Below are 24,868 nucleotides of genomic sequence, written 5' to 3'. Positions count from 1 at the left end.
CATTTAATTTCTTCCATTTTCCATTTTCCTGTATGTATGTCTTTATGTTCCAGACAGCAGATCAGTTAATGGTTGAGTAATCCAGTTCATGCCAACTTTCAGTTGGTGCTCTATAGTTGGCATCCGATAAAGATAGGCAAGTCGGCGCACTATGTGGGCTAAAGGACCATCCAGCTTCACACCTAAACCAGTAAGAGTTGCATTGTCTTTCCCCAAAGTCATCATCTCTCCCAACTGCTGGTAACGGAAGGGCAGCAGGGGACGCCCAGTTAAAGAAGCCCAGACATTCCAACCCACATAATCGGCTTGCTGAAAAGCGGATTGAGCTGTATTGGGAACTGGTTGATTATCAGCATCTCGGCAATCGGCTAGATCACCTAGGGCAAAAATTTCGGGATGGTCAACCACTTGTAACCTTTGGGTGGTGATCAGCTGACCACGGTGGTTTTGTTTGAGCGGAAGCGATCGCACAACTGGTGTGACTCTTGTCCCTACTGTCCACAGCACCAAATCTACCGGAATAGTATCCACCTGTCCTTTATACAACAGAGAAATGGTGTCAGGTCCAATGGACTCAACACTGGTTTCCAAATCAATCCAGACCTTCTGTTCATTCAAAGCTTTGCCTGCTGCTTCCCGGTTAAAGTCCGTTGATGTTCTTAGAATCACATCACCGAGTTCAATCAACCGCAACCTTCCGCGCTCTCCCAACCGTTCTGCTAGATGGCAAGCTAGTTCTACACCAGAGTAACCTGCACCAACTATAGCGATCCGGATTTTATCTGTATCCGATTCTTCCAAAATCCGTAGCCGTTCTTCCAGGTGATAGGCATCAGTAATAGTTCGGAACGGGATAGCATACTCAGCCACCCCAGGGACCTGCTCTAGGGGGGTTTCTCCACCTAGGGCTAACACCAGGCGATCATACTGAAATTCCGCTCCAGTCTCTAGCTGTACCTGCTGCTGTTCTACATCAATGCCTGCTACCGCTGCCTGAGTAAACCGTACACCTGTGTTTGCTAACAGTTCTTCATAGGGTGGAGCAATTTCCCAGGTTTGTAGTTCGCTGGTGATCAGTTCATACAACAGCGGTGAAAATAAGAACCGATCATTTTGATCAACTAAGACAATTTCTGGTTGTTGGGGCTTTTCCCAAGGCAGCTGGCTTAAGCGTAGGGCTGTATAGAGACCCCCAAAGCCTCCACCGAGAATGCAGATTCGGGCTGGTTGTTTAGTCATGGTTGATTGAATCGGGGATGTCCTATTAGGGGAACTTCTTTTAGGATAGCAAGGCTATTACAACAGGATAGCTGGGTTTAGCCTCCCCCACAGTTAATACCAATTCTTCAAAGTAGGACTACAGATGCAGATGGGGAGCTCGGGAGTGTCACGAGTGTCGAGAGTGTTGGGAGTGTCGGGAGATGGCCAAATTCAATTGATCTATAGCCCTAATGCCCCAGAATTGGGATATAAGCGTGAAAATGATTTCAATTTTTATTTTATAGTCTCTATTTTTTAACTGTTTTATCCTGATCAACCAAACTTCGCCTTGAATATGGATTGATGTAACTGTTGCTTTAGACAACAGCTAGAAGCATTGTTTTGAGCGAAGCCAAATGAAAAGTTTTCAACACTATCTAGCTCCTGTTGCGATTGCAGCAATTGTCGTTGGTTTCAGTAGCTATGGTTTGGTGAGTGATAACAATCCTGGTTCCCAGAAAACTCCTGTAGGGAATCTATCTGCTGAACCAGCCACCGAAGCTAGCTCTACCATTGGTGTAGCACCGACTAATACTACTCTACCTAAGATTACTGTACCTACGGAAGAAACTCAACCAGGAACCAAGGTTGGTAAGGTCGCGCTTAATGCTACAGTCAGCCAAGGTAATAATAATAGCAATCGAGCTAACGCAGTAATTCTTAATGTCTATCGGGCTGACACTCAGTGTCAGTCTCTGGTATCTGAACAGGTAGCTGTACCAGTAGTAAATCCAGTAAATACAGTTATAGGAAAAGTTTTAGAGACTGGTAACTCCAGTGACTTTAATGTATCGGGATACCGCGTGAAGGTCAATGCCAATACTGGTGTGGCTACTGTCGATTTGCGCCTATCACCAGATTCCCAGCGGCAGTTTGTCTCCCTCTCCACTTGTGAGCAATTTGCCCTTTTCGGTAGTTTGCGTAAAACTCTTACTACTAACTCTCAGTTGAATATTAAAGATGTTCGCTTCACAGAGCAAGGAGAAGATATTTATCTTTAAACTGTTCGATAAAACTTACACAAAACCTCAGTTTGTGATGCTTTCAGAGGCAAACCCCATCTAAATTCCAAAACCCTTATCCAGTAAGGATTTCATCAATTGATAAAAACCCGGACTCGATTCTCTTGGTGCGCGTTCACCCTTGTCGGTAAACCCGACCGGGGTCGCACCGCTGCTGAAATCCTCACCCCGCCAGCATGTACAAAAATAAGATTCGTTTGCCCTGCCCTGTGTGCTCATCCGACGCCGACGTTACTGCTTTCGGACGTGGGATGAATTGCGGCGGAAGCTAATGAATGGATATTTTTGTTTGTCGAGAGCAATTGGGTTTTGTTTAGATTTGTCCAAGTTTTGATGAGAAGTATCCTTCAACAAAGGTCTTGCTTGTGCAAGACCCACTGTGATTAGCCTAAACGCAATCTGCTGTACTTGTTCTACTGGTAGTTTCAGCTGCTTTGCGATCGCTTTGAGAGAAACTTTGCCTGTTGTATAATTCCACACTTTGCATTCTAAAAGGTTGAGTCGATAATGGGATTGGGGTGGATCGCAGATGGTACTGACTAAACCCCAATTAGGGTCAGGCAATTGCTCAGCCAGAGCCTCCCAGTGCTGCAGTTTCCTTAACCCGATCAATGTTGCTTCTGTTGCCGGTATACTTAAACCGGTCATTTCCAAGGTTGGGATCGGCACGTTCTGCTCGAATTTAAATCGACCATCTTTCAGTTCAAACAAAGGACACACTTGCCGTTGTATTTGAATCTGAAACAACCATTTTAGTTGTGCAGTTTGTAAAATACCTTGACTTTGGAGGTATAAACCCAGTGGCTGATTGGGAGTACATGACTGAGCTAGTGTAGTAACTATACTGTGTTTAACCCACTGATGTTGAGCAATCAGGACAATTAAACCCTGATGGTCCAATCGATTAGCTGCTGCCACAATCCGACCCTGATAGACCCAAAAGTGATGAACTGGTCGCCGGTATCCAGAAACTCTGGGTAAGGCAGTAATTCTGAGCCAACCAGTTTTCTTTCCTTTCTCTAGAAACTGAAAAAGTTCTGGCAAGTATAAGTCGCTTAGGTAACCATTAAGGGACATGTCGGGTAATTAAAACCAAGAGAGCACCTTGAAAGTGTCAACTATGAGTGACAATAAATTATATAGTGTTAGATGGTTTGTGCGGCACAATCCGAGTTTTAGCTCAACCGCGATCATCCCCATGTGTCACCCTGGGCGTTGGCTTTTGTTTACTAAGGCAGAGAGTCCTTAGGACAAGGATAAGAAGTAGGTTAGCCATCGGTCTGGGCTTTCAAGGTAGGGACGCAACCTTTCAGCACTCAGCCCCTCATCAATCTCAGACAGAAGTTGTTTTTTTTTATCGGAGCAAAGATGTTTTGTTATATTACTATAAGGTTGGCCAGATCGACAAAGTGCTAAGTTGGAATTAAATAAATCTTCCCTTGATGCTGATGCGTGAAAGTTCTTTTGAATAGTTGGAAACATAGCTGAATAAGCTGGATACGTAGTGTTTCAGTAAAACCCTGCCTCTAAGTCTCAACTCTTTTCTTATCGAGATGAGTGCCAACTCTTGGTGCGCGTTCACCCTTAGCTTTTAAAAAGCGCGGGATAGCACTGGATAAATGATTGTAGTATTCAAGACTAGTTTGATTACGATTTGCAGCTTTGGATTAACGGTTATATTAACTAACCAATCAACCATTGTGCGAGCAATTCTGAAAATTTTCCCAACTCTAAAACTCGCTCTGAGGAAATACAGTTGTGTCGAAATCCATAATTAAGAGTACTTTTAAGTAGTACTTTACGTAAGTTTTTATCCTGTTTAAGAAGGGATGATATTACCACACGTTACCGTCAGTTAAATGTAGATATGTCAGATAAGTTGCTAACCAATAACGGAACTTCTTCTACTAAACCTGTTGTGATTAGTCTAAAAGCAACTTGTTGCACTTTTCCTACTGGTACTCTCAGTTGCCTTGCCATTCTCTTGAGAGAAACATTGCCATTTGTATACTCCCAAACTTGCCACTCTATAGAGTCCAAACTGTATTTAGGTTGACCACCGTTGATACTGACCAAACCACCATTCGGGTCAGGTAATTTATCTGCCAGAGCTTCCCAGTTGCGGAGCGATCGCAATCCCTTCAACATAGCTATTTTTGTTGGCATACTCAAACCCGTCATTTCTCGTGTTGGTATGGGTACATTCTGTTCAAAGTTAAACTGACCATCTCGGAGCTGAAACAAAGCACACACATGCTGTAAAATTTGCATACGAAATAGCTGTTTTAATTGTTCACCCTGTAAAGCACCCTGAGTTTTGAGGCATAAACCCAGAGGTTTATCTATGGCACACAGCTGAGCTAACTTAGCAATTACCCGTTCGCTAACCCCGCAGTGTTTAACAATCAGCGATACCAAACCTTGATTGTCTAACCGATCTGCAGCTGCCACCAGCTGACCCTGATACATCCAAATATAATGATTTCTCCTAGGGGTTGCTTGGTTTCTTGGCAAGGGAACCAACCTTAGCAAACCAGTTTTTTGTCCCTGGGCGATAAACTGAAAAACTTCTGGTAGGGAAATATCGCTTAAATGGCCTGTAACAGACATAATTGTTAATTGGCTTCATACTAAAGGGTTAGCGGAAATTACTAATTTATAATAAATTAAGATTTGTTAAAAAAACACCTGAAAATCGTTTTTAACAGTCAAAGTCAAGGTCTTATGACCTGAGTGGCTTGTTAATTTGAAATTAAATCCCATATCAATTGATTAATTCTCTTGAGAGAAACAATAATTAGTAGCAGTTTCCGAAAGGTCAGACCCATCGAGTTATGAGGGGTCTGACCCATCAACTAATCAGGTACTAGCGATGTTAAGGCTGGTAAAAAATTTTCCTAGAACGCTTCTACCTTAAGATCTGGAATACCAAAATTATTGCTATGGGCTGATAAATTTTCCAAGAAATTTTATATTTAACAGGCGAGGGGAAAAGCACATTCATAGGCTATAAACGGTTGTATACCCTGTTCTATACCCTATTGGTCAGGCTTGATTTTTTAGTTAGACTCTGATCAGTAATTGCTTACTAGGGTTGGATCAAAATCTTTCAACTGACGCGCTCGCCAATAGGCTGTGCATCCACAACCTACGTTACCTTTAATCGAAGGACTATACTTAATCGCAAGGGCTACTAAGGCCAAAGGCCGCCCCTAAAGAGCAACGACCACCGCGCTCGAGCACGACCATGGCGCAAGCTTAAGGGCATATCTGTACGAGAATCCATTCAGGGTAAGCCCTACAAACTCTATGGGCTGCAACCTATTTTTGAGGTGCGCTCTTACTTGGCGAATTTAATTCGCCAAGTAAGAGCGCACCTATGAGATTAGATGCCCCCTTCAGACAGCCCACAACAATCAATCTCTTGGTGCGCGTTACCTAGCGCTTTAAAAAAGCGCAGGATCACACAGCAAAACCACCATTGGCTGACTCCCCACCCAATATTCCGGTTAGAAACAAACCAACGTTCGCGTAGCGTGACCTACGGTCAAAGGTTTGCGACTTGGGTCAATAAACGTCGATTCCGTTCGCGTAGCGTGACCTACGGTCAACGAAAAGTCTGCACTTTCGCTCTTGCTGAACTATTGTCGGATTCCACTAAATAAGCTTTACACCCTAATAAGATCGTAAAAATGACCTATGCTTGATGGCTACTCTCAAGCTTTATACTGTTGAGCCTAACTCCAAATGAAAGATTAATATCTTTGAATTGATAATCTTTAAACTATCTTTATATTATCCCCAATTGTGAAATAATCGAGTAAGTTGTGAATAAAATGTGAATGTATCAACTCGATTTTTCAGGTCCTACTTGGTAGCAATTGGGTTTAATGGATCACGCATCAGCTTGGTGTAAGGCTCAGAACGCTTGACTCACCTACTGAAAAATTAAAACTGAAAAATTAAAACTGAAAAATCATAACTGACTGATGTTTCCAGCTAGGGATTGAGCTGGCAATACACAATCTTGACCAATGGCTTTGGCTCGCTCAATAGCCTCATCAGCGGCTCGATAGAGGCTTTCGATGTCTGTGCCATCCTCAGGGTACTGTGCCACCCCAGCACTAAATGTTACCTGCACTAGATCACAGTCATCAAATTCTTCACTAACAGTCTCCAAAATTTCTTGGAGCCTTCTGACCCCAGCCTGTCGATTGAGACCATACATCCCGATCAAGAATTCCTTACCTCCCCAGCGGGCAACTATATCCTCGCTGCGAAACTTTTGCCGCAAGATTTGTCCCAACCGCCTAAGCATTCTATCTCCCATCACATGACCAAATTGGTCATTCACCTGCTTTAAGTTGTTTAAATCCAATAAGGCATAGCAAAGAGGTTGATGGTAGCGTTGGGATAAGCGCAGTAATCGTTTAAATTCTATGGTAGATTGACGACGATTAGCCACACCAGTTAATTGGTCAGTTTCTCCTAAACTACGGAGCAGTTTGGTACGCTCTAGACGATGGAAAACACGGGTGACTAACTCGGATTTCGTTATCGGTTTAAAGATATAGTCATCAGCTCCAGCTTGATAAATGCGGTGAATTGTTTCAGAGTCTTGGTGTTCACAAAGCAATAGGATAGGTAATCCATGCCAGATGCGATCAGTGCGCACAACTTGGCACAGTTCAATCCCATTGAATTGGGGCATGTCTAAATCCAAGATTAGTAGATCAGGTGCTGTCGCTTCGAGCTGTTCCCAAAATTGATCGGGTTCTTCTAAGGTAAAAATATCCACTCCTAAAGGTTGTAGGAAGTGTCTTATACTTTCGAGCACTAGGGGATCATCGTCTACTGCCAGGACTTTGGCGGTGGAAGGTCTGTCTTGATTTAAGACATATTCAACGGTTTCTAGTAACTGTATTGGGGTAACGGGTTTGGATAAAAACGCTCGTCCTCCCTGACGAGCAACCTCAACGCGATCGCTAAACCGATTTTGCTGTGTAGAAACGATTACTGGGATTTGAGGGTATTGGTTCTGGAAATATTTTAGGAGTGCCATTCCGACCTCTGGATAATTGGGAAACATCAAGTCCAGTAGCACAACATCAGGTATTTCTTGATCTATGACAACTCCGGCTTCCCTGGGATCTAGGACAACTTTTACTTGCATATCCCAATTCACTGCTTCTCTTTGCAACTGTTGTGTCAGTTGCACGTCTCCATCGATAACTAAAATCAAGGGAAGCTTTTTTAGGAATTGCTCGGGTGCCGGGGGTTGTGATCTATTATCCTCGGTTAGTTTAGAGTCTTGTAATACAGTAATGGTTGGATTATCGTCCAACGGACTACTGACATCACCAGAGAATGCTGATGGAGGTTGCTGGAGTTCTTCAGACAGAAGTGCTACCAAAGATGCCAGATTTTGAATATTAGTTGGGGAGCTTAGTTGCTGTAATTGAGGACTAGGTAATTCTATTTGGTTGTCATAGTTCCTGCGTCTTGAGCGATATCTCCGTTTACCGGAGTTACTTGTCTTGGTTATACTAACGAACTGTAGCCAGTACTCAATAGTTTGGGCTAGCCGTGATCCTTCCACTAACCCAAACTTATCTAAAGCTCTGACGAGCTTGTGGACTTGCTGCTGGGCTTGTTTTCGCAGCTCCTCAGTAAGATGTCCGGCTTCGAGAGCATTAACCGCCTGTTCTACAGTGGCAAACTGACGCCATATGGTTCCTTTAGAACGCTCCCAAGGCTGATTGATCCTTGTTGGGGTTGGTTTGAGTTTCTTTATCTTGCTCCTCGGTAAGCTCTTGAGGCGATAGCCCATTCCATAGACAGTTTCAATCACATCATCAGCTTCAACACTCTTGAGCTTGCGCCTTAACCCCTTAACATGTGCCCTAACTGTTTCTGGTGAAGGAGGGTCTTCAAATGACCACAGATGTTCGAGAATGATACTCTGACTAAATACTCGGCGCGGATGGCTCAGGAATAGTTCTAGAAGACCGTATTCCTTTGGTGAGAGATGGAGCAGTTGCCCTTTATAAGTTACTTCACAGGTACTCGGGTCTAGGCAAACATCACCCCATTCCAGTAGCCTTAATCCAGAAACACTGTGGTGACGCAGTAATGTCTTAATCCGAGTCAACAGATCCTTGGCTGTAAAGGGTTTAACAATATAATCATCAGCCTCAGCATTAAGCTTGACTTGCTCAGCAATAGCTGCTTGAGAAAGTAACAGCAAAATCCCTCTATCGTAGCTTGCCTGCCGTAGTCGTTTACACAAGCTGATACCATCAAGCTTGGGTAAATCCACTTCGAGCACAATCAGGTCATAGGTAAAGGCTTGAGCATACTCCCAACCTTCTTCCCCATCTCCAGCAATATTTACAATGTAATTCTGCTCTCTCAACACTTTACTCAAGGTTAGAGCTAGAGCATTGTCATCCTCTACCAGCAAAAGTCTCATGAGCAATCCTGCTGTAAGCCTAGTCCTTTACAAATTTTGGATAAACACAGAACACTAAAAAATATACCTCTTTTGACAGATGCTATATTTAATTTCTTCATATGTGTTCATCACTATTTGGGTTTTACCATTAGTAACGGCTAGTTGCACTGGATCATCTCAAAATTCTGTAAAGAGTGTGTAAAGATTGTGTCAAATTAAGAAGTTAGCCTTCCCTATCTTGGTGCGCATTCACGCTTAGCTCTGTTGGTGCGCGTTCACCCCGGTCGGGTTTCCCGACCGGGGTCACACCGCGTCGCAAAAAGGGCGCGCTTCGCACCGCATCTTTGATGATCGCAACTTAGGATTCAGTGGCGTTACCACTCCTTAAAAAAAAGGGTCGCGTGGGAAGCCTCTTTTCTTCGAGAACACTAGTCCAGTAATAATACCAAGTTGGACTCAAATTCGTAAGTCATTCTCTTGGTGGGCGTTCCCTAGCACTTTTTCAAAGCGCTAGGTCGCACCGCTTGCAGTTGTTATTAGTCCTTTGTCACCACTCGAGAACCAATTTAGTAATAGAACTTGAGAAATTCAGGTTCGATGAAGGTTTGCTGGAAAATCTATGGATTTATAGCCATCAAAGCTCTGAAAACTCTCAAAATCTAGCATTTACGACCCTGTCGTTCTTTTCGGTGGACTTACGCAGATACTCTACAACTAGGCAGGAGTTACTCAATACTGGGCAACACAGTCTATAACTAGTAGGGGACATTATTAACGAAAGCTACAGGTAAAATTGCTGCGTAAGTTCTTGTAGGGTGGGAATTATCCACCCTACTACTAACCTAAATTGCTAGTTATCAAAAAACACCTCAAAATGGCTTAAAGATACCAAAACTTAGTATCGCTAGATGCTAAATTTAGATTTTACGGCGATCAGCCCACACTCTAGCCATTAGGAGGAGTTTGGTAGATGTCGCATTTAATGATATATTGTACTAGCACTATTAATGCTTGAATCACAGAATCGCGTTGATTGGCATTGAGGCTGACCATCGGCGGTCGGTTACTTTGATCGACAAAGCCCAACGCGATCGCTACATCCTCTTGGGACCAAGCTCCTTGACAATCAACATGGGTTAGACCAATCACTAAGGGAATTTTCACACGCTGTCCCATGAAACTGAGGAGGCGACGGGAAGCGCTAAACTGACTGGGACGATGGGCATCAACAAGGAGTATGTAAGCATGGGCTTTCCGAATCAGGATGTCCCACATGAAATCAAAGCGAGACTGTCCTGGAGTACCATATAAATGTAGCGCCATATCTTGAGCAAATTGCAAACGCCCAAAGTCCATCGCTACTGTAGTTTTTTGCTTAATTTTAGTTGTCACGTCCGTTGCTAGGCAATCTGTATCCACTACATCAATTTCGCTAACCGAGCGAATGAAAGAGGATTTTCCAGCACCCACGGCACCGGTTACAACTAGACGCATAATTTCCACGCTTATTTGCTGTTAGCCGTTCTGAAGCAGAATCGGAAACACGACAACATTATTGTCAACCACTGGATTAGCATTACCATGCTCTGATTGCAGAAAAACTACCATTAACTCCAAAAAGTACCTAGCTCTTATTAATCGTTATTACCTCCTTAAGAAACCAAGTAAGTGTTGCACAAAGCGATTGCTCAGCTCTTGAGGATTGTCCTCCTCAGTTCGATTTGCCCCAACGGCCACTGGCTCTAATCCCTGTGATTGCCAATAGTTCTGTTGATATGAAGTAAGCATAGGCACTTCTGCAACTAAACCCACGCTAATCAACCGGTAGGATATCTGTTGAACCGTTTCCAGAGACTTCCCCAACCGAGTAGCAATATCAGTGAGGGGAATCGACCCATTGGCTAATTTCCAAACTGCAGCTTCCATTGGGTCTAGCCCTAACTGGCGATGACCGACCATCGCCCTAGATAGTGCTGAGCTTGTCTCAGGTAGCTTGTCTGCTAATCCAGTCCAATCTGGTAAAGCTCGCAGACCAATTAAAGTTGCTTTGGTAGCTGAGATGCTTAAACCCGTCATTTCTATCGTGGCCAAGGTTGCCTTAGAGTCAAACCTAAATTTAGCATCTTTGAGCCGGAATAAGCCACAAACTGAGCGTAGCACTTGGGCATGAAATAGTAGTCTCAACTGCTCTGGATGCAGAAATCCCTTAGTCTTCAAGTACAGACCAATGGGTTTATTCGCCGGACATCGGTTTACCTGTTCATTGATTACCTCAGGGCTCAGCCAACCCCGCTGACACATCATTTTCAGCAGGCATTGGTTATCCAGACGATGGCTAACTGCCAAGATCCGACCTTGGCGCAGTAGAATATGTCGAGCTTTTATTTCTTGACTATGCCTACTTAGCTTGAATCGGAGGGTTAGTAATCCAGTTTTGTTTCCTTGATCGAGGAACTGAAACAATTCTGGGAGGGAAAATTCCGCTAAAGAACTCGTGATAGCCATTACTTGCCAATAAGAAAGAAAGTCACCTATTACTAGGCTTAAGTTTATTGATAGTCACATAACATAATGAATAATCTATTTTTTTTAATCCATTTTTTTGGATTTTATCTTAAAGTTATTAATTTTTAATTATTTTACAAGGAAATTCCACCCAGTTGGTTGGTAATTCACTAAGTGTAGAGGACAAAAGTTCTATCTTATGACTGATGCGTAAAGTGAAGATATAAGCATCACAGAGGAGAGGGTCAGGAGGGTTTCTGACATTGGCAATCTCACATTGGCAATAGGGTTAACTCAAACCTGGCCCTTAGATAGCTTTGCCAGTATAGCCACTTCCAGTTAAGACCATAGGTATCTTGAGTTACCTAACATCAAAAGGATTTCTTGAATTATTCAAATAACAGTGACCATTTTTACTAAAAATCCTAGCTTATACATTATCTTGAACTAGCTGTCAAGATAAAATTGACCCACCCTACTCTAAGCATTGGCAACCTTTCATATAGTTGCTGTGGCACTTTAGCTAGAGTTTTGTTTCATAAATTCCTGGTATGGTATGGTGAGGCTCTAAAGCTGCCTTCAACTCTGGAATCACCCGCTTGATTTCCAGCATCAGCACTCCCTGTTTAGCTGCCTTGGTGGCTAAGACTAATAGAACAGCATACTCCCCACAGTTGGTTAGTATACCATAACCTTTATTACCTTCTACGAAAATGCGGTCTAGAATGCCTCTGGACAATTCCGAGCCAATTCGTTCACCTAGGGATAACATAGCAGCTGACATGGCTGATACTCGTTCTTCATCCATCTCGCTCGGTAAACTGGATGCTATAGGCAGTCCATCAGGAGAAACTAAAGCAGCTCCTTGAACCTCACTGGTGCTGGTAACAAAATTTTGGATAATGGTCTCCAGCTTGGCGGTATTAATGGTCATGGTTATCCATTCCTCATCAAAACGTTACTGCTCAATCGAGTTTGTCGAAAATAGAGTGATAGGGAAAGTCTAGCCAATTATCAAGGTCTAGTTGCCATACTCGGTGGTTGCCGTAAAATCGTCCGAGATGTGGCTTGGGTTAGGATATCAGGAACTATAGCCCAAAGGTACACAGAACCTATGAAACCTTTTGCCCCATATCAGTAAGCCTAGTGTCAGGCTATGGCGTAGACTCGGGTCAAATGAGCTATAATTCAGACTTTGTGGTGGCTGAAATTGCCTGGGTCGGGTTACTGGCGGGGGATTTTAATCCTAGTAAAGTGCCTGTAAGACAGGAAATATCATCCGTGAGGGTGAGAATCTAAGACTATCACGCGCCAGGGTTTAGCCTGATAAGTAAATTAATTGAACTAGTATTATAGACAAAAACTATGCGAACTCATTATTGTGGTGAACTCCGAAGCCAGCACATTGGTGAAACTGTTACCCTCTGCGGCTGGGTCTCGAAACGTCGTGACCATGGAGGTGTCATCTTCTTGGACCTACGGGATATTCGTGGTGTTGTCCAAATTGTTAGTGACCCTGAGCGTACCCCCGATTCCTATAACGATGCCGATCACCTGCGCAATGAATATGTAGTAAACGTTACCGGACGAGTTACTAAGCGTCCTGACGAGTCCCTTAATCCGAAATTGCCTACTGGCGAGGTAGAAATTTACGCTGATAGCATTGAACTGCTCAATAAAGTGCGTAAGCAGTTACCATTTCAGGTGTCCAGTGCTGATACTGAGTCAGTGCGAGAAGACTTACGGCTGAAGTATCGCTACTTGGACTTAAGACGCGATCGCATGAGCAAAAACCTGCAACTGCGCCATCAAGTGATTAGAGGAATTCGCCGTTACCTGGAAGATGAACAAGGCTTCATCGAAGTGGAAACCCCAGTGCTAACTCGTTCCACTCCCGAAGGTGCTAGAGACTATCTTGTCCCCTCCCGTGTGAATCCGGGTCAGTGGTACGCTCTGCCCCAATCCCCCCAATTGTTTAAGCAGCTGTTGATGGTATCGGGTATGGATCGATACTACCAGATTGCCCGATGTTTCCGGGATGAAGACCTCAGAGCTGACCGACAGCCAGAGTTTACCCAGTTGGACATGGAAATGTCGTTTATGTCCCAAGAGGAAATTCTCCAGCTTAATGAGACATTAGTATTTCACATTTTTAAAACAGTCAAAGGTATTGATATCCCCAGACCATTCCCCCGCCTCACTTACGCTGAAGCCATGGAACGCTACGGAAGTGATAAGCCCGATACTCGCTTTGGCTTAGAACTAGTCAATGTCTCTGATTTGATGAAAGATTCTGGCTTCAAAGTCTTTTCCGGTGCAGTAAAGAGTGGGGGTGTAGTCAAAGTTCTACCTATTCCTGGTGGTAATGAAGCTATCTCGAATGTCCGGATTAAACCAGGGGGTGACTTATTCAAAGAAGCAAGCGAAGCTGGTGCTAAGGGGATAGCTTACATCCGGGTGCGAGAAGGAGGTGAAATTGATACCATCGGGGCGATTAAGGATAACCTAAGTGATAGCCAAAAACAGCAGTTATTAGAAGTAACTGGTGCTACTGCTGGTCATTTGCTGCTGTTTGGTGCTGGTTCAGCTGACATCGTTAATAAAACCCTCGACCGGTTACGACTTGTGATTGGTCAAGAATTGGGATTAATTGATTCAACAAAGATTAACTTACTCTGGGTAACAGACTTCCCCATGTTTGAGTGGAATGCGGATGAAAAGCGTTTAGAAGCACTGCACCACCCATTTACAGCTCCCCATCCTGATGACTTAGATGATTTGAAAACTGCTCGGGCTCAAGCCTATGACTTAGTATGGAACGGGGTAGAAATCGGTGGTGGTAGTCTCCGGATATACCAGCCAGAGATTCAGCAACAGGTTTTTGAAGCTATTGGCTTGTCTGAAGAAGAAGCTCACAGTAAGTTTGGGTTTCTGCTGGAAGCCTTTGACTATGGTGCCCCCCCTCACGGTGGGATTGCTTATGGTTTAGATCGGCTAGTAATGCTATTAGCTGGGGAAGAATCTATTCGCGATGTGATTGCTTTCCCGAAAACCCAACAAGCACGTTCTTTGCTAACCGATGCTCCAGGTGCTGTGGATGATAAACAGTTAAAAGAGTTGTACGTAGCTTCTACCTATCACGATGAAGCGTAAACAACTCACCGTTAAACCCTGTGGCCTACGGCCTCCGCTGACGCGAACGGGTTATAACGGGAGCTTTTAAGCTCATAGTTTACCAGTCTAAGTTTTCATAAAACTCCGTTATTTCTAAGAGTTAAAGTTCATACCTGGGGATGCGTAGCTAGTTCCCAGCTCTAGAACCCGATTGTTAAACAGACCTAGTTGAGTTAAGTTAGTGCGATTGGGAAAGTACCGAGAAATAACTTTGACTAAGCTAACTTTACCCTAGTGATAGGAGAAAACACAATTATGCGTGTATTTGTACTCGACAAAAACTTTAAAGCACTAGACCCTTGCCGTCCTGCCAGAGCCAGATTATTACTCAAGCAAGGTAGAGCCAAAGTGTTGAGAAGGTATCCATTCACAATTATCCTGTCAGATTTGGAGGTAGAAAATTGCACGACTCATGATTACCACTTAAAAATTGACCCAGGTTCAAAAACAACAGGCGTGAGCTACCGGCAAGACAACACTGTTATTTGGGGTGCTGAAATAACGCATCGTGGATTCCAAATCCGAGACGCTTTAACATCAAGACGGCAATTAAGACGTTCTCGTCGTAGCCGTAAAACTCGTTATAGAAAACCTCGCTTTCTTAATCGGAAACGTCCCTCCGGATGGCTGGCTCCTAGCTTAATGTCTAGAGTTCATAACATCTTGACTTGGGTTAAAAAACTGATTCGTTTTTGTCCCATAGCGGGTATTTCTCAGGAGTTGGTACGGTTTGACACTCAGAAGATGGAGAACCCAGAAATCTCCGGTACTGAATATCAACAAGGTACTTTATGCGGCTACGAAATTCGAGAATACTTGCTTGAAAAATGGAACCGTAAATGCGCCTACTGTGGCGCGAGAGATGCCCGGTTAGAAGTTGAACATATCAAGCCAAAATCTAATGGGGGTTCCGACAGAGTTAGCAACCTGGCAATAGCTTGTCACTATTGTAACCAGGCTAAAGGAAGCCAGGAGATTGAACAATTCTTATCAGGGAAGCCTGATGTTTTGAAGCAAGTTCTGTCTCAAGCTAAACGATCTCTAACTGATGCCGCTGCGGTTAACGCGACTCGCTGGAAGCTGTACAACGAGCTTAAGTTCACCGGATTGCCAGTAGAAACAGGTTCGGGAGGTCAAACTAAATACAATCGACGTCGGTTTAACCTAGTTAAAACTCATTGGATTGACGCCGCTTGTGTGGGGAATGTTCAAAACATTTATGTCGAGGACTATCAATTTTTATCGATCATGGCTAAAGGTCATGGAACTCGTCAAATTTGTCGAACAGACAAGTTTGGATTCCCGAAGAGGTACTGTTCAAGAACCAAGATCCACAAAGGTTTTCAGACCGGAGATATTGTTAAAGCAATTGTTACTAAGGGTAAGAAAATCGGAACTTACGTTGGACGGGTTACCACTCGTAAAACTGGATCATTCAACATTTTAACTAGCAGCGGGTTGATTCAAGGAATTAGCTACAAGTACTGTACACCAATTCACAAAAAAGATGGATATGCGTATCAAATCAATACCCTGTCCTCCTTTTCCTGAGTGCCTGTCACCTGGGGTTTCCCCAGGTGTTTATATGGCAAGTCTCACCGCTAAATCACGCGATTATAGCGGGAGTCTCCAGGGAGGCGGACAGATGAAATATCAAGTATGAAGGATGAAGTATCAAGAATTTATCCTTCATCTTGGTTAGAAGAGCTATCGCTTGGAGGTTCATTTAACCATGCCAGTGCCGCACCGCCAACTTCTGATAGAATACTGATCAAACGATACAAGGCAACCGAACTCAGCACCACTGCCGGAGCAAAGTCATGCTCTAGTAAACCCACTGCAGTGGCTTCAAATACCCCAACTCCCCCTGGTGCCCCTGGGATAATTAAGCCCAACAGCCAAGCTACACTAAACCCACTAAGCAACAGGGGGAGTTGGCTGGGGCTGATTGGACTTAAGGCTAACAGGGTAAGCAAAAAGCCTGAACCTCGCAATCCCAAAAAGCCCAATTCCCCCAACAATGGTAGGATTGGGTAGCGCTTGACCCGGATAATCTGATCAACACCTGATTCAATGCTTTTCTTCTTACCTGTTAATTTAGCTAAATACTGTAGGCATGGGTTTAAACACCAAGGATGAATCAGTATCAGTACAGCAAACAGAATTGGGAGTTGAATGATCCGGCTGGCCAAAGGAGAACTGATCAAAGCCAGCAATAAAGCACCTACTGCCATCATGGGAGGTTCCATTAACACACTCAGAGTAGCTACTCCCAATGGAACTCCTGCTGTTTTCGCTGCCCAGATCCGACCATAGAAGTGCCAAACGTTACCTGGTAAGTATTTGGCAATGTTAACTTTCAGATAGATCCGGATACACCATCCAAGCCCTAGTTGTTGGTCGAATTCCCTGAGTATCCAATGCCAAACCCAGCCAGTCCAAGTGTGGGCTAGCAATGTCACGCCAACAGCGATCCCTAAACAAGTCCATCCAGAAGTGCTGATCCGAATCGCTAGCACTTCTTGCCAGTTGTCTTTCAAGGCTTTTGCTAAAAAGAATAATGTTCCACCTAATATTGCCCAGCGTAGGTAAGGTTTTAGGGGTGATAGGACTCGCTTAATCGCTACATTCATTGACTATCTATTCTAACATTTTTACAAAGTAATACGACACTTAGAAGATATCACAAATGACAGACAAAGAATGAGAGTGATAAAATGCTAAAAACTCAATTAGATTACTAATAGTTAAAAATATATATTTAAAATATAGCATTGTTTATAAAAATTTAGAATTGATCAGCAGTGTCATCGAGTAAGCGTGTTTACAGCAAGTTCGGTTGTTACTAGATCACTATTGCAACGGTTTTTTGCCCAAGAGGATTGAGCGTTGACAGTTGACGGTTAAAAGTCAAATTCAAGGATAGTCTTACCAGTAAATTACATCTTTAAGCGGCAACTTAGTATTAGACTCGCTTACACTCGAAAGCAAGGGGCTTTGTAGCAGTAGCATCACTATGCCAGAAAACATGTCGGACAAGCCATCGTTCCAAAACAAGTCAAATGAGAAAGCTTTGGAACCAGAAGAAAACTTGGTCATGGGGTTGTGGGGAAAATTAACCTCACAGTTTCACGACGGAAAATCAACCTCACAGTTTCAAGACAAGTATTACCAAAGCTTAGTCTACGGTTTTCGTGACTTGAAGACGGTAGTGTTGAACACAAGGCTATCAAGGCTCTCATTCGAGCAGGTATTTGTCCCCCTAAGATTCGCTACAAAAATTCCAGGTAATAGACCTAACCCATGGACAAACTCCCATCAATCTCAGATCAGTCAGGAAATTTGGGACTTTATCGCCAAAATACCTAAAAGACCAGCCTATCGACATTTGGCAATCATTGCCCCCCCAGGGTCAGGAAAAACCACTACGTTGCAGCATTTGACCCTGACCTATGCCAAGAATGCTCACCGCCAGTATAAAGCGCCAAAACTAATTCCTATACTGGTAGATTTGCGGAATAGTTGCGATCGCATTACTAGTGAGCAAACACCATTATTGGCACAGCTAGTTACTAAACAAGTTGAGGAAGGGTCATTACCAGGATTGGGTCAATCCGCAGGCTTGGAGAAACCTCCTGCTAATTGGTTTCGGGATCAGTTAGAAAATGGCAAATGCTTAGTGATGTTGGATGGGTTGGATGAAGTCGCTGATCCGGATCAGCGTCAGCAGGTGAGTCAATGGGTTAACCAGCAGATGCAAACCTATCCCCAAACTGCTTTTATCCTGACATATCGTCACCAGGGCTATCGTAGTATACTGGGGTCGCAGATCGAAACAGTTTTAGAAGTACAACCATTCAATTTCAACCAAATTCAGCAATTTCTTCAGGGCTGGTATCAACAAACTCAGATTAGTAGTCGAGGAAAACAATTATCAGCTCAGAAGCAAGTTGAGGATTTAGTAGAGCGGATTAGAAAGAATCCCTCGATAGCTTCAATGGCAAGCAACCCACTGCTGCTAACTATGATAGCTACCCTTCACGCTTGCGGTAGCATCTTACCAGAGCGTCGGGGAGAACTTTACAGCAAAATTTGCCATGTATTGCTGGAGGTGTCATCAGCTCAGAACATCCCTAGACCGCTAACAACTGTGCAAAAACAATCAGTCTTACAAAAACTAGCACTAGGGTTGATGGAACAGGAAACTTGTGAATTCACCCCATCTGATAGTCAAGAGTACCTAGCATCAGTGGCAGGGAGTCCACTAAAACCAAAAGAATTTCTTAAGCATATAGAGACAGCTACTGGGTTATTAGTGGAAAGGAGGCTAGGTATTTACGAGTTTGCTCACCAGAGTTTTCAGGACTATTTAGCCGCTGCTCAGGTAAAGGAACTGAACCAAGAGCAGATCTTGACTAAAAACGTGGATAATCCCTGGTGGACTGAAACTATCCTCTTCTGGGCGTCGGATGCTGATGGCACTAACTTGATTCGTGCAGCCTTGGAAAAGGCAACAGAAGAGTCTTTAGCTTTTGCCTATAATTGCCTAGCGCAAGGGTTGACCGTTAAGCCTAAGCTAGAGCAACAACTTGAACAAGTCCTAGCAGCCGATTTAGCATCCCCTAATCCAGAAATTGCTCAGTTAGCTGCAGAGGTTAAGTTATCTAGGCGGTTGAATCAACTATTCCGAATTGATGACAAAATCGAAATTGGCTTGAGTTATATTACCTGTGCTGAGTATCAATTATTTTTGGATGAAACCCTACCAGCAGGTGAGTATCATCAGCCAGATCATTGGCAAAGCAAACGGTTTATAGCGTTAGAGGGAAATCAGCCAATTACTGGAATTGGAGCTAGTGATGCCGAAGCATTTTGTAAATGGTTGACTCAAAACTACTCAACATCAGGATTCAGGTACAGATTGCCCACTTCCGATGAAGCACAGGAGTACCCAGGTATTGAACAGGCAGTAGGCTGCTGGTGCCAGGAAAAAGAACACAACGTGATTGTGGGCATAAAACCAGCTAAGTGGAAAAATTGGCAAAAACAATTAGCTAATGTTGTTCAACTAGATATAGCTCTAGATTTAAACCTAAACTTGGAGGGGGAACTAGAACTGTTCCGATACCTAGATATCCAACTCTACCGGTATTTAGAGCTTAACCTCTACCAATATCGAAACCTTTACCAAGAGCTGGAACAAAACCTCGACCTTGATCGATACCTTTACCAAAACCTTGAGCCATACCAAGACCTATACAAAGACCTCAAGCTAGGTAAATATATCAACCTCAATCCCTACCTCAACTTCAACCTTGAGCGATACGAAAACCCAGATCTTAAATTACTCCGCTTCTATGTGTTGTTAGTATTTATTGCCTGGAGTGTGCGAGCTGATATTTATAAAAAAGCTGCTACCAATCCTGAAATCCTAAAACCTGTTCATTTGACGGTTCAAAATTGTCAAGAATTCAGCCATAAGTATGCCAGTAATAGGGATAAAATTGCTCCAATTTACACATTATTTTTATTAATGGATGAGCGACGAACTGGTCGAATGCCAGCTTGGGAGGGAATTCGGGTTGTTCGAGAAAAAGTTAACTAGACTATCCAATAAAAAAAGCAAAATAATTATTAACAGTTATAAATGGAAATGCCGATTAGCTTCCCATGGGCGAAGTGGTTAAGCTGAATGCTAAGAGCTAAATAAAATCTTGCGAATTTACCATTATCATTAATCACCACAATAAACAATCAAATCAATTTCTACATCACCATTACCAGCCAGACCTATGACTCCAACCGTTGTTCGACAAGGTAACCGATTCTTGTTAAAATAAGAAGCATATAACTCATTCACTGTCTGGTAGTATCTAAAATCAGTCACAAAAATGCGAGCCATAACTACCTGAGCGAAGCTAGTGCCAGCATGGTCTAAAACCAGCTTCAAGTTTTCCATTACCTGTTTAGTCTGTTCCTCAATTGACCCAATTATTAATTTTCCAGTGACAGGGTCTTCAGCTAGCTGTCCCGTCACAAATAGAAAATCTCCTGCCCGAACAGCGTGGGAATAAGGAGCTACAGGTGGCAAAACGTTGTTCGGTAAAGTGATATATTCCAGCACGTTTTCAACTCCTTAAACAATAAACTTTAAATTTTTTTCTGAATTTGATTTTCAACTGTGGAAATTATAATCAAGGTAGTAACTGCCAAAGTTAGCCACTTGTGGTTTATTTTTGTTAGCCTGCATAAAAGCCTTCAATTAACTCAATACCTGAGCTCCTAGAATGTCTAGACCAGTTTTATACATCGCTATCACTAGCCACGGTTTTGGTCATGCTGTACGTAGTGCCTCCGTAGCTGCGGCTATTCAACGACTGTGTCCGGATATCTTACTGATTTTAGTAACAACAATACCACGCTGGTTATTAGAATCCTACATTCCGGGGGATTTTATTCATCGCCCACGGGCTTTTGATGTTGGTGTTATTCAAACCGACAGCTTAACAATGGATAAAGAGGTAACCTTAAGCAAACTACAGCAAATTCGTTCCAATGCTAGATCAATTATTGCTAGTGAGGTTGACTTTATTCGTAACAATCGAGTAGGGCTGATATTAGCCGATATTCCCCCCTTAGCTGTAGGTATTGCTCAAGCGGCTGACATTCCCTGTTGGATGATGAGTAACTTTGGCTGGGACTTCATCTATCGAGACTGGGGAGGAGAGTTTGCTGAGATTGCCGATTGGATCAGTGAGTATTATGGAAAATGCGATCGCTTATTTCGCCTTCCTTTACATGAACCCATGAGCGCCTTCACCCATATCACCGATGTGGGCTTAACAGGGGGATCACCAGGATACAGTACCGATCAATTAAGGAAGCATTTTGATCTGAAGTCTCCAGAGTTTAAAACTGCTTTACTCACCTTTGGGGGATTAGGGTTGGAACAAATTCCTTACCATAATCTATCTAGATTCCCTAAGTGGCAGTTTATCACATTTGACTCTCAAGCACCAGATTTACCCAATTTACTAAAAATCAAGGGTCACGACTATCGACCAGTGGATTTCATGCCCTTGTGCTCGCGAGTGATTTCCAAACCGGGGTACAGTACTTTTGCTGAAGCCTTACGCCTGGATATACCTATTTCTTCAGTTACCCGCTCGGGATTTGCTGAAGCCGCTATCCTTATAGAAGGGGTGCAAGACTACGGTCACCACCAGATTTTAACACCGACAGAATTTTTCCACGGCAAGTGGGAATTCCTCCATCATACTCCCAAGCCTCCCAGAAAATCTCAAAGCTTGGTAAAGGATGGAACAGACAAGATTGCTAAAGATATTGTTAACTACCTCCAGACTTACACTAAATAGCCTAAATAGCCCCTGCCATGATATCTACCGTAGATTCGCTTATAGAACAGATCCAGAATAGCCATAATTCTATCCCAAAGTCCATCGACACACCAGAAACCTCTACTATTGAAGAGCAAACCTCTAAAGAGCAGACCTCTTTCCCCAGCCTAGAGTTGGCAGCACGAGATGTTCGTATGGTACTTGATCAACAAAGGGAGCGCAGTCAAACCTTGACCACAAAGCTCAATATCTTGTTTGTGACTAATGGAGCCTTGTTAACCAGTTTAACCATCTCGGGACTAGTATTTTTCCGCAGTCCCTTTGGTATTGCTGAGATACTGGGATTTATGCTTAATTTTACCCTACTAATCCGTGCTTTTCTACCGCGTCAGATCGCAGTCAGTCCCAACTTGGGAGATAAAAAATTCCTAGAACGTTACCTGGTACTCTCACCACAACAATACCAGCTACAGATGCTGGTTAATCTGGTAGAGACTTATAATGCAAACAGGCAGCGATTAGAAGATTTTTCTCTATCGTTGAAGTATTCTGCTTATGTAACTTGGGGGGTTGCCTTGATTATTACGTTGAATGTCATAGCAGAGTTTTGCATTCCTGCGCTTAAACTGATGTGATGTATTGTTGGCTTTCGCTGAGACTATGAATTCTAAACAGGTTAATAACAAACCCTCTGGAGAACCCTTGAGTTTACCAGAACCAGACCCAGAGAACATCACTGTCTTGACCCGTAACCTGCCCAACGAGCCTATTCTGCCCTGGAATCACTATGATTCCCCTTGGCGTGACGGGGAACCAGAGAATCCAGAGGCATCGGAAAATTCCGAGCAGGCAGATGAGTCCTGTGACAATCAATCTGCAACTGAGCCAGAATCAGCAGAAAAGCCGGAGTTATCAGAAACTGCTGCTCAACTCGATAAGCTGTATACAGAAGAATTGGCAACTGTTCCTGAGTCGTTATCAGAAGATACTTCGTTATCAGAAGATACTATAGAGTCATCAGAAACTGCTGCAGAATTGGCAACTGTCCCTGAGTCGTTATCAGAAGATACTATAGAGTCATCAGAAACTGCTGCTGTGGTGGATAAGTCTGCTGAAAATCCACCAACAGCTGTAGCCACAGAAACTTCCGTTACACTTGTGGTGGAGAAGTCTGCTGAAAATCCACCAACAGGTGTTGCCACAGAAACCTGCGAAACACCATCGGAGGAACTGAAACAGCTCGGGTAGCAGTGGCTGGATTAACTAACCCTTCTATGACTCATTATCAACAACGACTCAAAATTAAGACTACCGGTAAATCCTTCTCCAACATTACCGGCAAAGTTCAATCCGTGGTTGCTACATCAGGACTGGAGACTGGATTGTGTACCATTTTCCTGCGTCATACATCGGCAAGTTTGGTAATTCAGGAAAATGCTGATCCTGATGTGCTCATGGATTTATCGAACTTTTTTGCTAAATTAGTACCAGAAGATGGTAAGAGCTATAGCCATAGTGCGGAAGGTCCCGATGATATGCCTGCTCATATCCGCACTGCGCTGACTAAAACATCGGAACAGATTCCTATTGCTCAAGGGAGATTGCTCCTAGGAACCTGGCAGGGCATTTATATTTGGGAGCATCGGCGACAGGCTCACTACCGGGAGGTGGTGGTGCATATTGCAGGGATTTAATATCAACCAATATCTATTCTAACTATTACCTAAAATTGTTACCAATAATTAAGCAGAAATTGTGACCAGTACTAAGGGTTACTGTATTTAGGACTCAAGAGCCACGGGAGTTGTGCTTGCTGTAGGGCTTGAGTCTTAGAGCTGATTCGTAAACTCGCACTAAACCTTGTAGGATAAGGCTTGCGCTAAAATAGAACAATTGAACTATTTAATACCGAAAAGACTATCATAGCAAGGCTTTCAGACTTGTTATGATAGTCTTTACGAATCAGCTCTTAGTGATGTTATCTTTTGGAACGGTTTTGTAAAAAGCATCCATCAGCACCTGGTTGCCTTGGGCATCAACCACCCACACGGATATGACATTCCGGTTGATCCCTATTGACTTATCTGCCAACAGGTCTGCTAACCTATGTCTTTAAAGCAGATTAGGATTTTTTACCATTGTGAGTGCAAAGGGTTTGCCTGAAACCACTGCCTACGTCAGAATTACGCGGCACTGCTGGCAACAGGGCAAGATTGAAGGAGAAGTCCAAGCCGCAGACTATGAATGGGAGTTTCAATGGCATTTTCGGGTCAGTCAGCTGTTAGTCACCCCCTCTCTGGGCCGTGCCTTGATTCAGGAACCCCTTGGCAGATTTTTAGAACAGTGGGATTACCAGCTCGAAGCAGGAGGAAACTATGCTTTTACCATTCGAGCTGAACTATAGCATATATCAATTCGGTGAGGTACTTTTGTTCTGGGTTTTAGGGAGTAGGGAGTAGGGATTAGGGATTAGGGAGTAGGGATTAGGGATTAGGGAGTAGGGAGTAGGGAGTAGGGAGTAGGGAGTAGGTAACTTATGTACCTCATAACTCTGATAAACGCTATATTCTCAGAAGGGATAAGAGGGGGAAGTTAGGAAAGTCAGGGATTTGGGAGAATTGGGGGAAATTAGAACAGGCTTGAGCATCCTGTCAATAGGTCATGCCCAAGGGAAGACGACGATATCCCTTTTAGCTTTTGCTTTTGATTATATAGCGCTCGATTAACAAAATTGCCACAATATCATCAATGGGTCGAGGAGGTTGGCGCATTCCTTGGGGGATGAGGCGTTGGAACCCTCTGGGAGGATACATTTGCCAGTAGCGTGGGCGAGCTTCTAAACTACTGTAGCGCTCATCTACCAGGACAATAGGTACTGATGCTGGTAATTCCTCCTTGATTTTCCGTTTCCATCTCTTGGCAGTAGTTTGGTCTCCCATCACAATGGTTTCAATGGGGAATTGTTGACACAGTTGCTGGAGTTTTGCGATCGCATTTCCTGAAGCCACTACCTCATGGGTTAGCACCTGACCCTCTTTCTCCATCACTGCTACACCACATTTATCTCGTCCTGGATCGAAGCCTAAAATCATCTC

19 protein-coding genes are annotated in these 24,868 nt (G+C 43.5%); 9 read left to right on the top strand and 10 right to left on the bottom strand.

What is annotated here, in order from left to right; all coding sequences use genetic code 11:
- Positions 1–42: 42 nt before the first annotated feature.
- The gene (locus AC4II3_RS00225) at positions 43–1,239 is read right to left on the bottom strand and encodes an NAD(P)/FAD-dependent oxidoreductase (RefSeq protein ID WP_488007732.1); all 1,197 of its coding nucleotides are present in this window, start codon (positions 1,237–1,239) and stop codon (positions 43–45) included.
- A 377-nt stretch (positions 1,240–1,616) separates the two neighbouring features.
- Between AC4II3_RS00225 and AC4II3_RS00220 the strand changes: the two genes are divergently transcribed.
- On the top strand, positions 1,617–2,261 hold the full coding sequence (locus AC4II3_RS00220; RefSeq protein WP_488007730.1) for a sporulation/spore germination protein: 645 nt from the start codon (positions 1,617–1,619) through the stop codon (positions 2,259–2,261).
- Between the two features lie 252 nt (positions 2,262–2,513).
- Here AC4II3_RS00220 and AC4II3_RS00215 read toward each other — a convergent pair whose 3' ends face one another.
- The 6 genes from AC4II3_RS00215 to AC4II3_RS00190 all read right to left on the bottom strand — a co-directional run bounded on the left by AC4II3_RS00215 (position 2,514) and on the right by AC4II3_RS00190 (position 12,175).
- Positions 2,514–3,359: a DUF4388 domain-containing protein gene (locus tag AC4II3_RS00215; protein ID WP_488007728.1), complete on the bottom strand. Its 846-nt coding sequence runs from the start codon at positions 3,357–3,359 to the stop codon at positions 2,514–2,516.
- A gap of 774 nt (positions 3,360–4,133) precedes the next feature.
- Complete coding sequence (locus tag AC4II3_RS00210) at positions 4,134–4,892, bottom strand: DUF4388 domain-containing protein (RefSeq protein ID WP_488007726.1); 759 nt, start codon at positions 4,890–4,892, stop codon at positions 4,134–4,136.
- Between the two features lie 1,366 nt (positions 4,893–6,258).
- Positions 6,259–8,754 carry a response regulator gene (locus tag AC4II3_RS00205; protein WP_488007724.1) on the bottom strand — a complete coding sequence of 832 codons (2,496 nt, stop codon included), beginning with the start codon at positions 8,752–8,754 and terminating at the stop codon, positions 6,259–6,261.
- 927 nt (positions 8,755–9,681) lie between these two features.
- Positions 9,682–10,230: a GTP-binding protein gene (locus AC4II3_RS00200; protein ID WP_488007722.1), complete on the bottom strand. Its 549-nt coding sequence runs from the start codon at positions 10,228–10,230 to the stop codon at positions 9,682–9,684.
- Positions 10,231–10,380: 150 nt separating this feature from the next.
- Complete coding sequence (locus AC4II3_RS00195; RefSeq protein WP_488007720.1) at positions 10,381–11,241, bottom strand: DUF4388 domain-containing protein; 861 nt, start codon at positions 11,239–11,241, stop codon at positions 10,381–10,383.
- Between the two features lie 523 nt (positions 11,242–11,764).
- Positions 11,765–12,175 (bottom strand): roadblock/LC7 domain-containing protein, encoded by a 411-nt coding sequence (locus AC4II3_RS00190; RefSeq protein ID WP_488007719.1) that lies wholly within the window; start codon positions 12,173–12,175, stop codon positions 11,765–11,767.
- A 431-nt stretch (positions 12,176–12,606) separates the two neighbouring features.
- Between AC4II3_RS00190 and aspS the strand changes: the two genes are divergently transcribed.
- Positions 12,607–14,394, top strand: a complete 1,788-nt coding sequence (gene aspS / locus AC4II3_RS00185; protein ID WP_488007717.1) for an aspartate--tRNA ligase — start codon at positions 12,607–12,609, stop codon at positions 14,392–14,394.
- Between the two features lie 276 nt (positions 14,395–14,670).
- Positions 14,671–15,966, top strand: a complete 1,296-nt coding sequence (gene iscB / locus AC4II3_RS00180; protein ID WP_488007715.1) for an RNA-guided endonuclease IscB — start codon at positions 14,671–14,673, stop codon at positions 15,964–15,966.
- Between the two features lie 131 nt (positions 15,967–16,097).
- Here the strand turns inward: iscB and AC4II3_RS00175 are convergent, their stop codons facing one another.
- Positions 16,098–17,048, bottom strand: a complete 951-nt coding sequence (locus AC4II3_RS00175) for a lysylphosphatidylglycerol synthase transmembrane domain-containing protein (protein WP_488007713.1) — start codon at positions 17,046–17,048, stop codon at positions 16,098–16,100.
- 383 nt (positions 17,049–17,431) lie between these two features.
- Here AC4II3_RS00175 and AC4II3_RS00170 point away from each other — a divergent pair, with 383 nt between their 5' ends.
- Positions 17,432–20,020, top strand: a complete 2,589-nt coding sequence (locus tag AC4II3_RS00170; RefSeq protein WP_488007711.1) for an NACHT domain-containing protein — start codon at positions 17,432–17,434, stop codon at positions 20,018–20,020.
- A 129-nt stretch (positions 20,021–20,149) separates the two neighbouring features.
- Here AC4II3_RS00170 and AC4II3_RS00165 read toward each other — a convergent pair whose 3' ends face one another.
- Positions 20,150–20,539 (bottom strand): RidA family protein, encoded by a 390-nt coding sequence (locus tag AC4II3_RS00165; RefSeq protein WP_488007709.1) that lies wholly within the window; start codon positions 20,537–20,539, stop codon positions 20,150–20,152.
- A gap of 163 nt (positions 20,540–20,702) precedes the next feature.
- On the opposite strand from AC4II3_RS00165, the gene AC4II3_RS00160 reads away from it, so the two are divergent.
- From AC4II3_RS00160 to AC4II3_RS00140, 5 genes are all read left to right on the top strand, one after another.
- Positions 20,703–21,791, top strand: a complete 1,089-nt coding sequence (locus AC4II3_RS00160; protein ID WP_488007707.1) for a glycosyl transferase — start codon at positions 20,703–20,705, stop codon at positions 21,789–21,791.
- Between the two features lie 17 nt (positions 21,792–21,808).
- Positions 21,809–22,408 carry a hypothetical protein gene (locus tag AC4II3_RS00155; RefSeq protein WP_488007705.1) on the top strand — a complete coding sequence of 200 codons (600 nt, stop codon included), beginning with the start codon at positions 21,809–21,811 and terminating at the stop codon, positions 22,406–22,408.
- 25 nt (positions 22,409–22,433) lie between these two features.
- Positions 22,434–23,021 (top strand): hypothetical protein, encoded by a 588-nt coding sequence (locus AC4II3_RS00150; protein WP_488007703.1) that lies wholly within the window; start codon positions 22,434–22,436, stop codon positions 23,019–23,021.
- Between the two features lie 26 nt (positions 23,022–23,047).
- A complete protein-coding gene (locus AC4II3_RS00145) occupies positions 23,048–23,467 on the top strand; it encodes a secondary thiamine-phosphate synthase enzyme YjbQ (protein ID WP_488007701.1) in 420 nt (139 codons plus the stop codon).
- Positions 23,468–23,913: 446 nt separating this feature from the next.
- On the top strand, positions 23,914–24,177 hold the full coding sequence (locus tag AC4II3_RS00140; RefSeq protein WP_488007699.1) for a DUF3146 family protein: 264 nt from the start codon (positions 23,914–23,916) through the stop codon (positions 24,175–24,177).
- 286 nt (positions 24,178–24,463) lie between these two features.
- Here AC4II3_RS00140 and AC4II3_RS00135 read toward each other — a convergent pair whose 3' ends face one another.
- Positions 24,464–24,865, bottom strand: coding sequence for a pre-16S rRNA-processing nuclease YqgF (locus AC4II3_RS00135; RefSeq protein WP_488007697.1), 402 nt, complete (start codon positions 24,863–24,865; stop codon positions 24,464–24,466).
- Positions 24,866–24,868 lie beyond the last annotated feature (3 nt).

The organism is Moorena sp. (assembly GCF_982860115.1).
The sequence above is the reverse complement of the archived record's forward strand: the minus strand, read 5'-3'. Positions and strand labels throughout refer to the sequence as shown.

Bases quoted from the DNA above. Each gene is read 5' to 3' on its own strand.
- AC4II3_RS00145 (WP_488007701.1), top strand. From the start codon at position 23,048: ATGACTCATTATCAACAACGACTCAAAATTAAGACTACCGGTAAATCC.
- AC4II3_RS00190 (WP_488007719.1), bottom strand. From the start codon at position 12,175: ATGACCATTAATACCGCCAAGCTGGAGACCATTATCCAAAATTTTGTT.
- AC4II3_RS00150 (WP_488007703.1), top strand. From the start codon at position 22,434: ATGAATTCTAAACAGGTTAATAACAAACCCTCTGGAGAACCCTTGAGT.
- AC4II3_RS00205 (WP_488007724.1), bottom strand. From the start codon at position 8,754: ATGAGACTTTTGCTGGTAGAGGATGACAATGCTCTAGCTCTAACCTTG.
- AC4II3_RS00225 (WP_488007732.1), bottom strand. From the start codon at position 1,239: ATGACTAAACAACCAGCCCGAATCTGCATTCTCGGTGGAGGCTTTGGG.
- AC4II3_RS00175 (WP_488007713.1), bottom strand. From the start codon at position 17,048: ATGAATGTAGCGATTAAGCGAGTCCTATCACCCCTAAAACCTTACCTA.
- AC4II3_RS00155 (WP_488007705.1), top strand. From the start codon at position 21,809: ATGATATCTACCGTAGATTCGCTTATAGAACAGATCCAGAATAGCCAT.
- AC4II3_RS00210 (WP_488007726.1), bottom strand. From the start codon at position 4,892: ATGTCTGTTACAGGCCATTTAAGCGATATTTCCCTACCAGAAGTTTTT.
- AC4II3_RS00200 (WP_488007722.1), bottom strand. From the start codon at position 10,230: ATGCGTCTAGTTGTAACCGGTGCCGTGGGTGCTGGAAAATCCTCTTTC.
- iscB (WP_488007715.1), top strand. From the start codon at position 14,671: ATGCGTGTATTTGTACTCGACAAAAACTTTAAAGCACTAGACCCTTGC.
- AC4II3_RS00135 (WP_488007697.1), bottom strand. From the start codon at position 24,865: ATGATTTTAGGCTTCGATCCAGGACGAGATAAATGTGGTGTAGCAGTG.
- aspS (WP_488007717.1), top strand. From the start codon at position 12,607: ATGCGAACTCATTATTGTGGTGAACTCCGAAGCCAGCACATTGGTGAA.
- AC4II3_RS00220 (WP_488007730.1), top strand. From the start codon at position 1,617: ATGAAAAGTTTTCAACACTATCTAGCTCCTGTTGCGATTGCAGCAATT.
- AC4II3_RS00160 (WP_488007707.1), top strand. From the start codon at position 20,703: ATGTCTAGACCAGTTTTATACATCGCTATCACTAGCCACGGTTTTGGT.
- AC4II3_RS00215 (WP_488007728.1), bottom strand. From the start codon at position 3,359: ATGTCCCTTAATGGTTACCTAAGCGACTTATACTTGCCAGAACTTTTT.
- AC4II3_RS00195 (WP_488007720.1), bottom strand. From the start codon at position 11,241: ATGGCTATCACGAGTTCTTTAGCGGAATTTTCCCTCCCAGAATTGTTT.
- AC4II3_RS00170 (WP_488007711.1), top strand. From the start codon at position 17,432: ATGCCAGAAAACATGTCGGACAAGCCATCGTTCCAAAACAAGTCAAAT.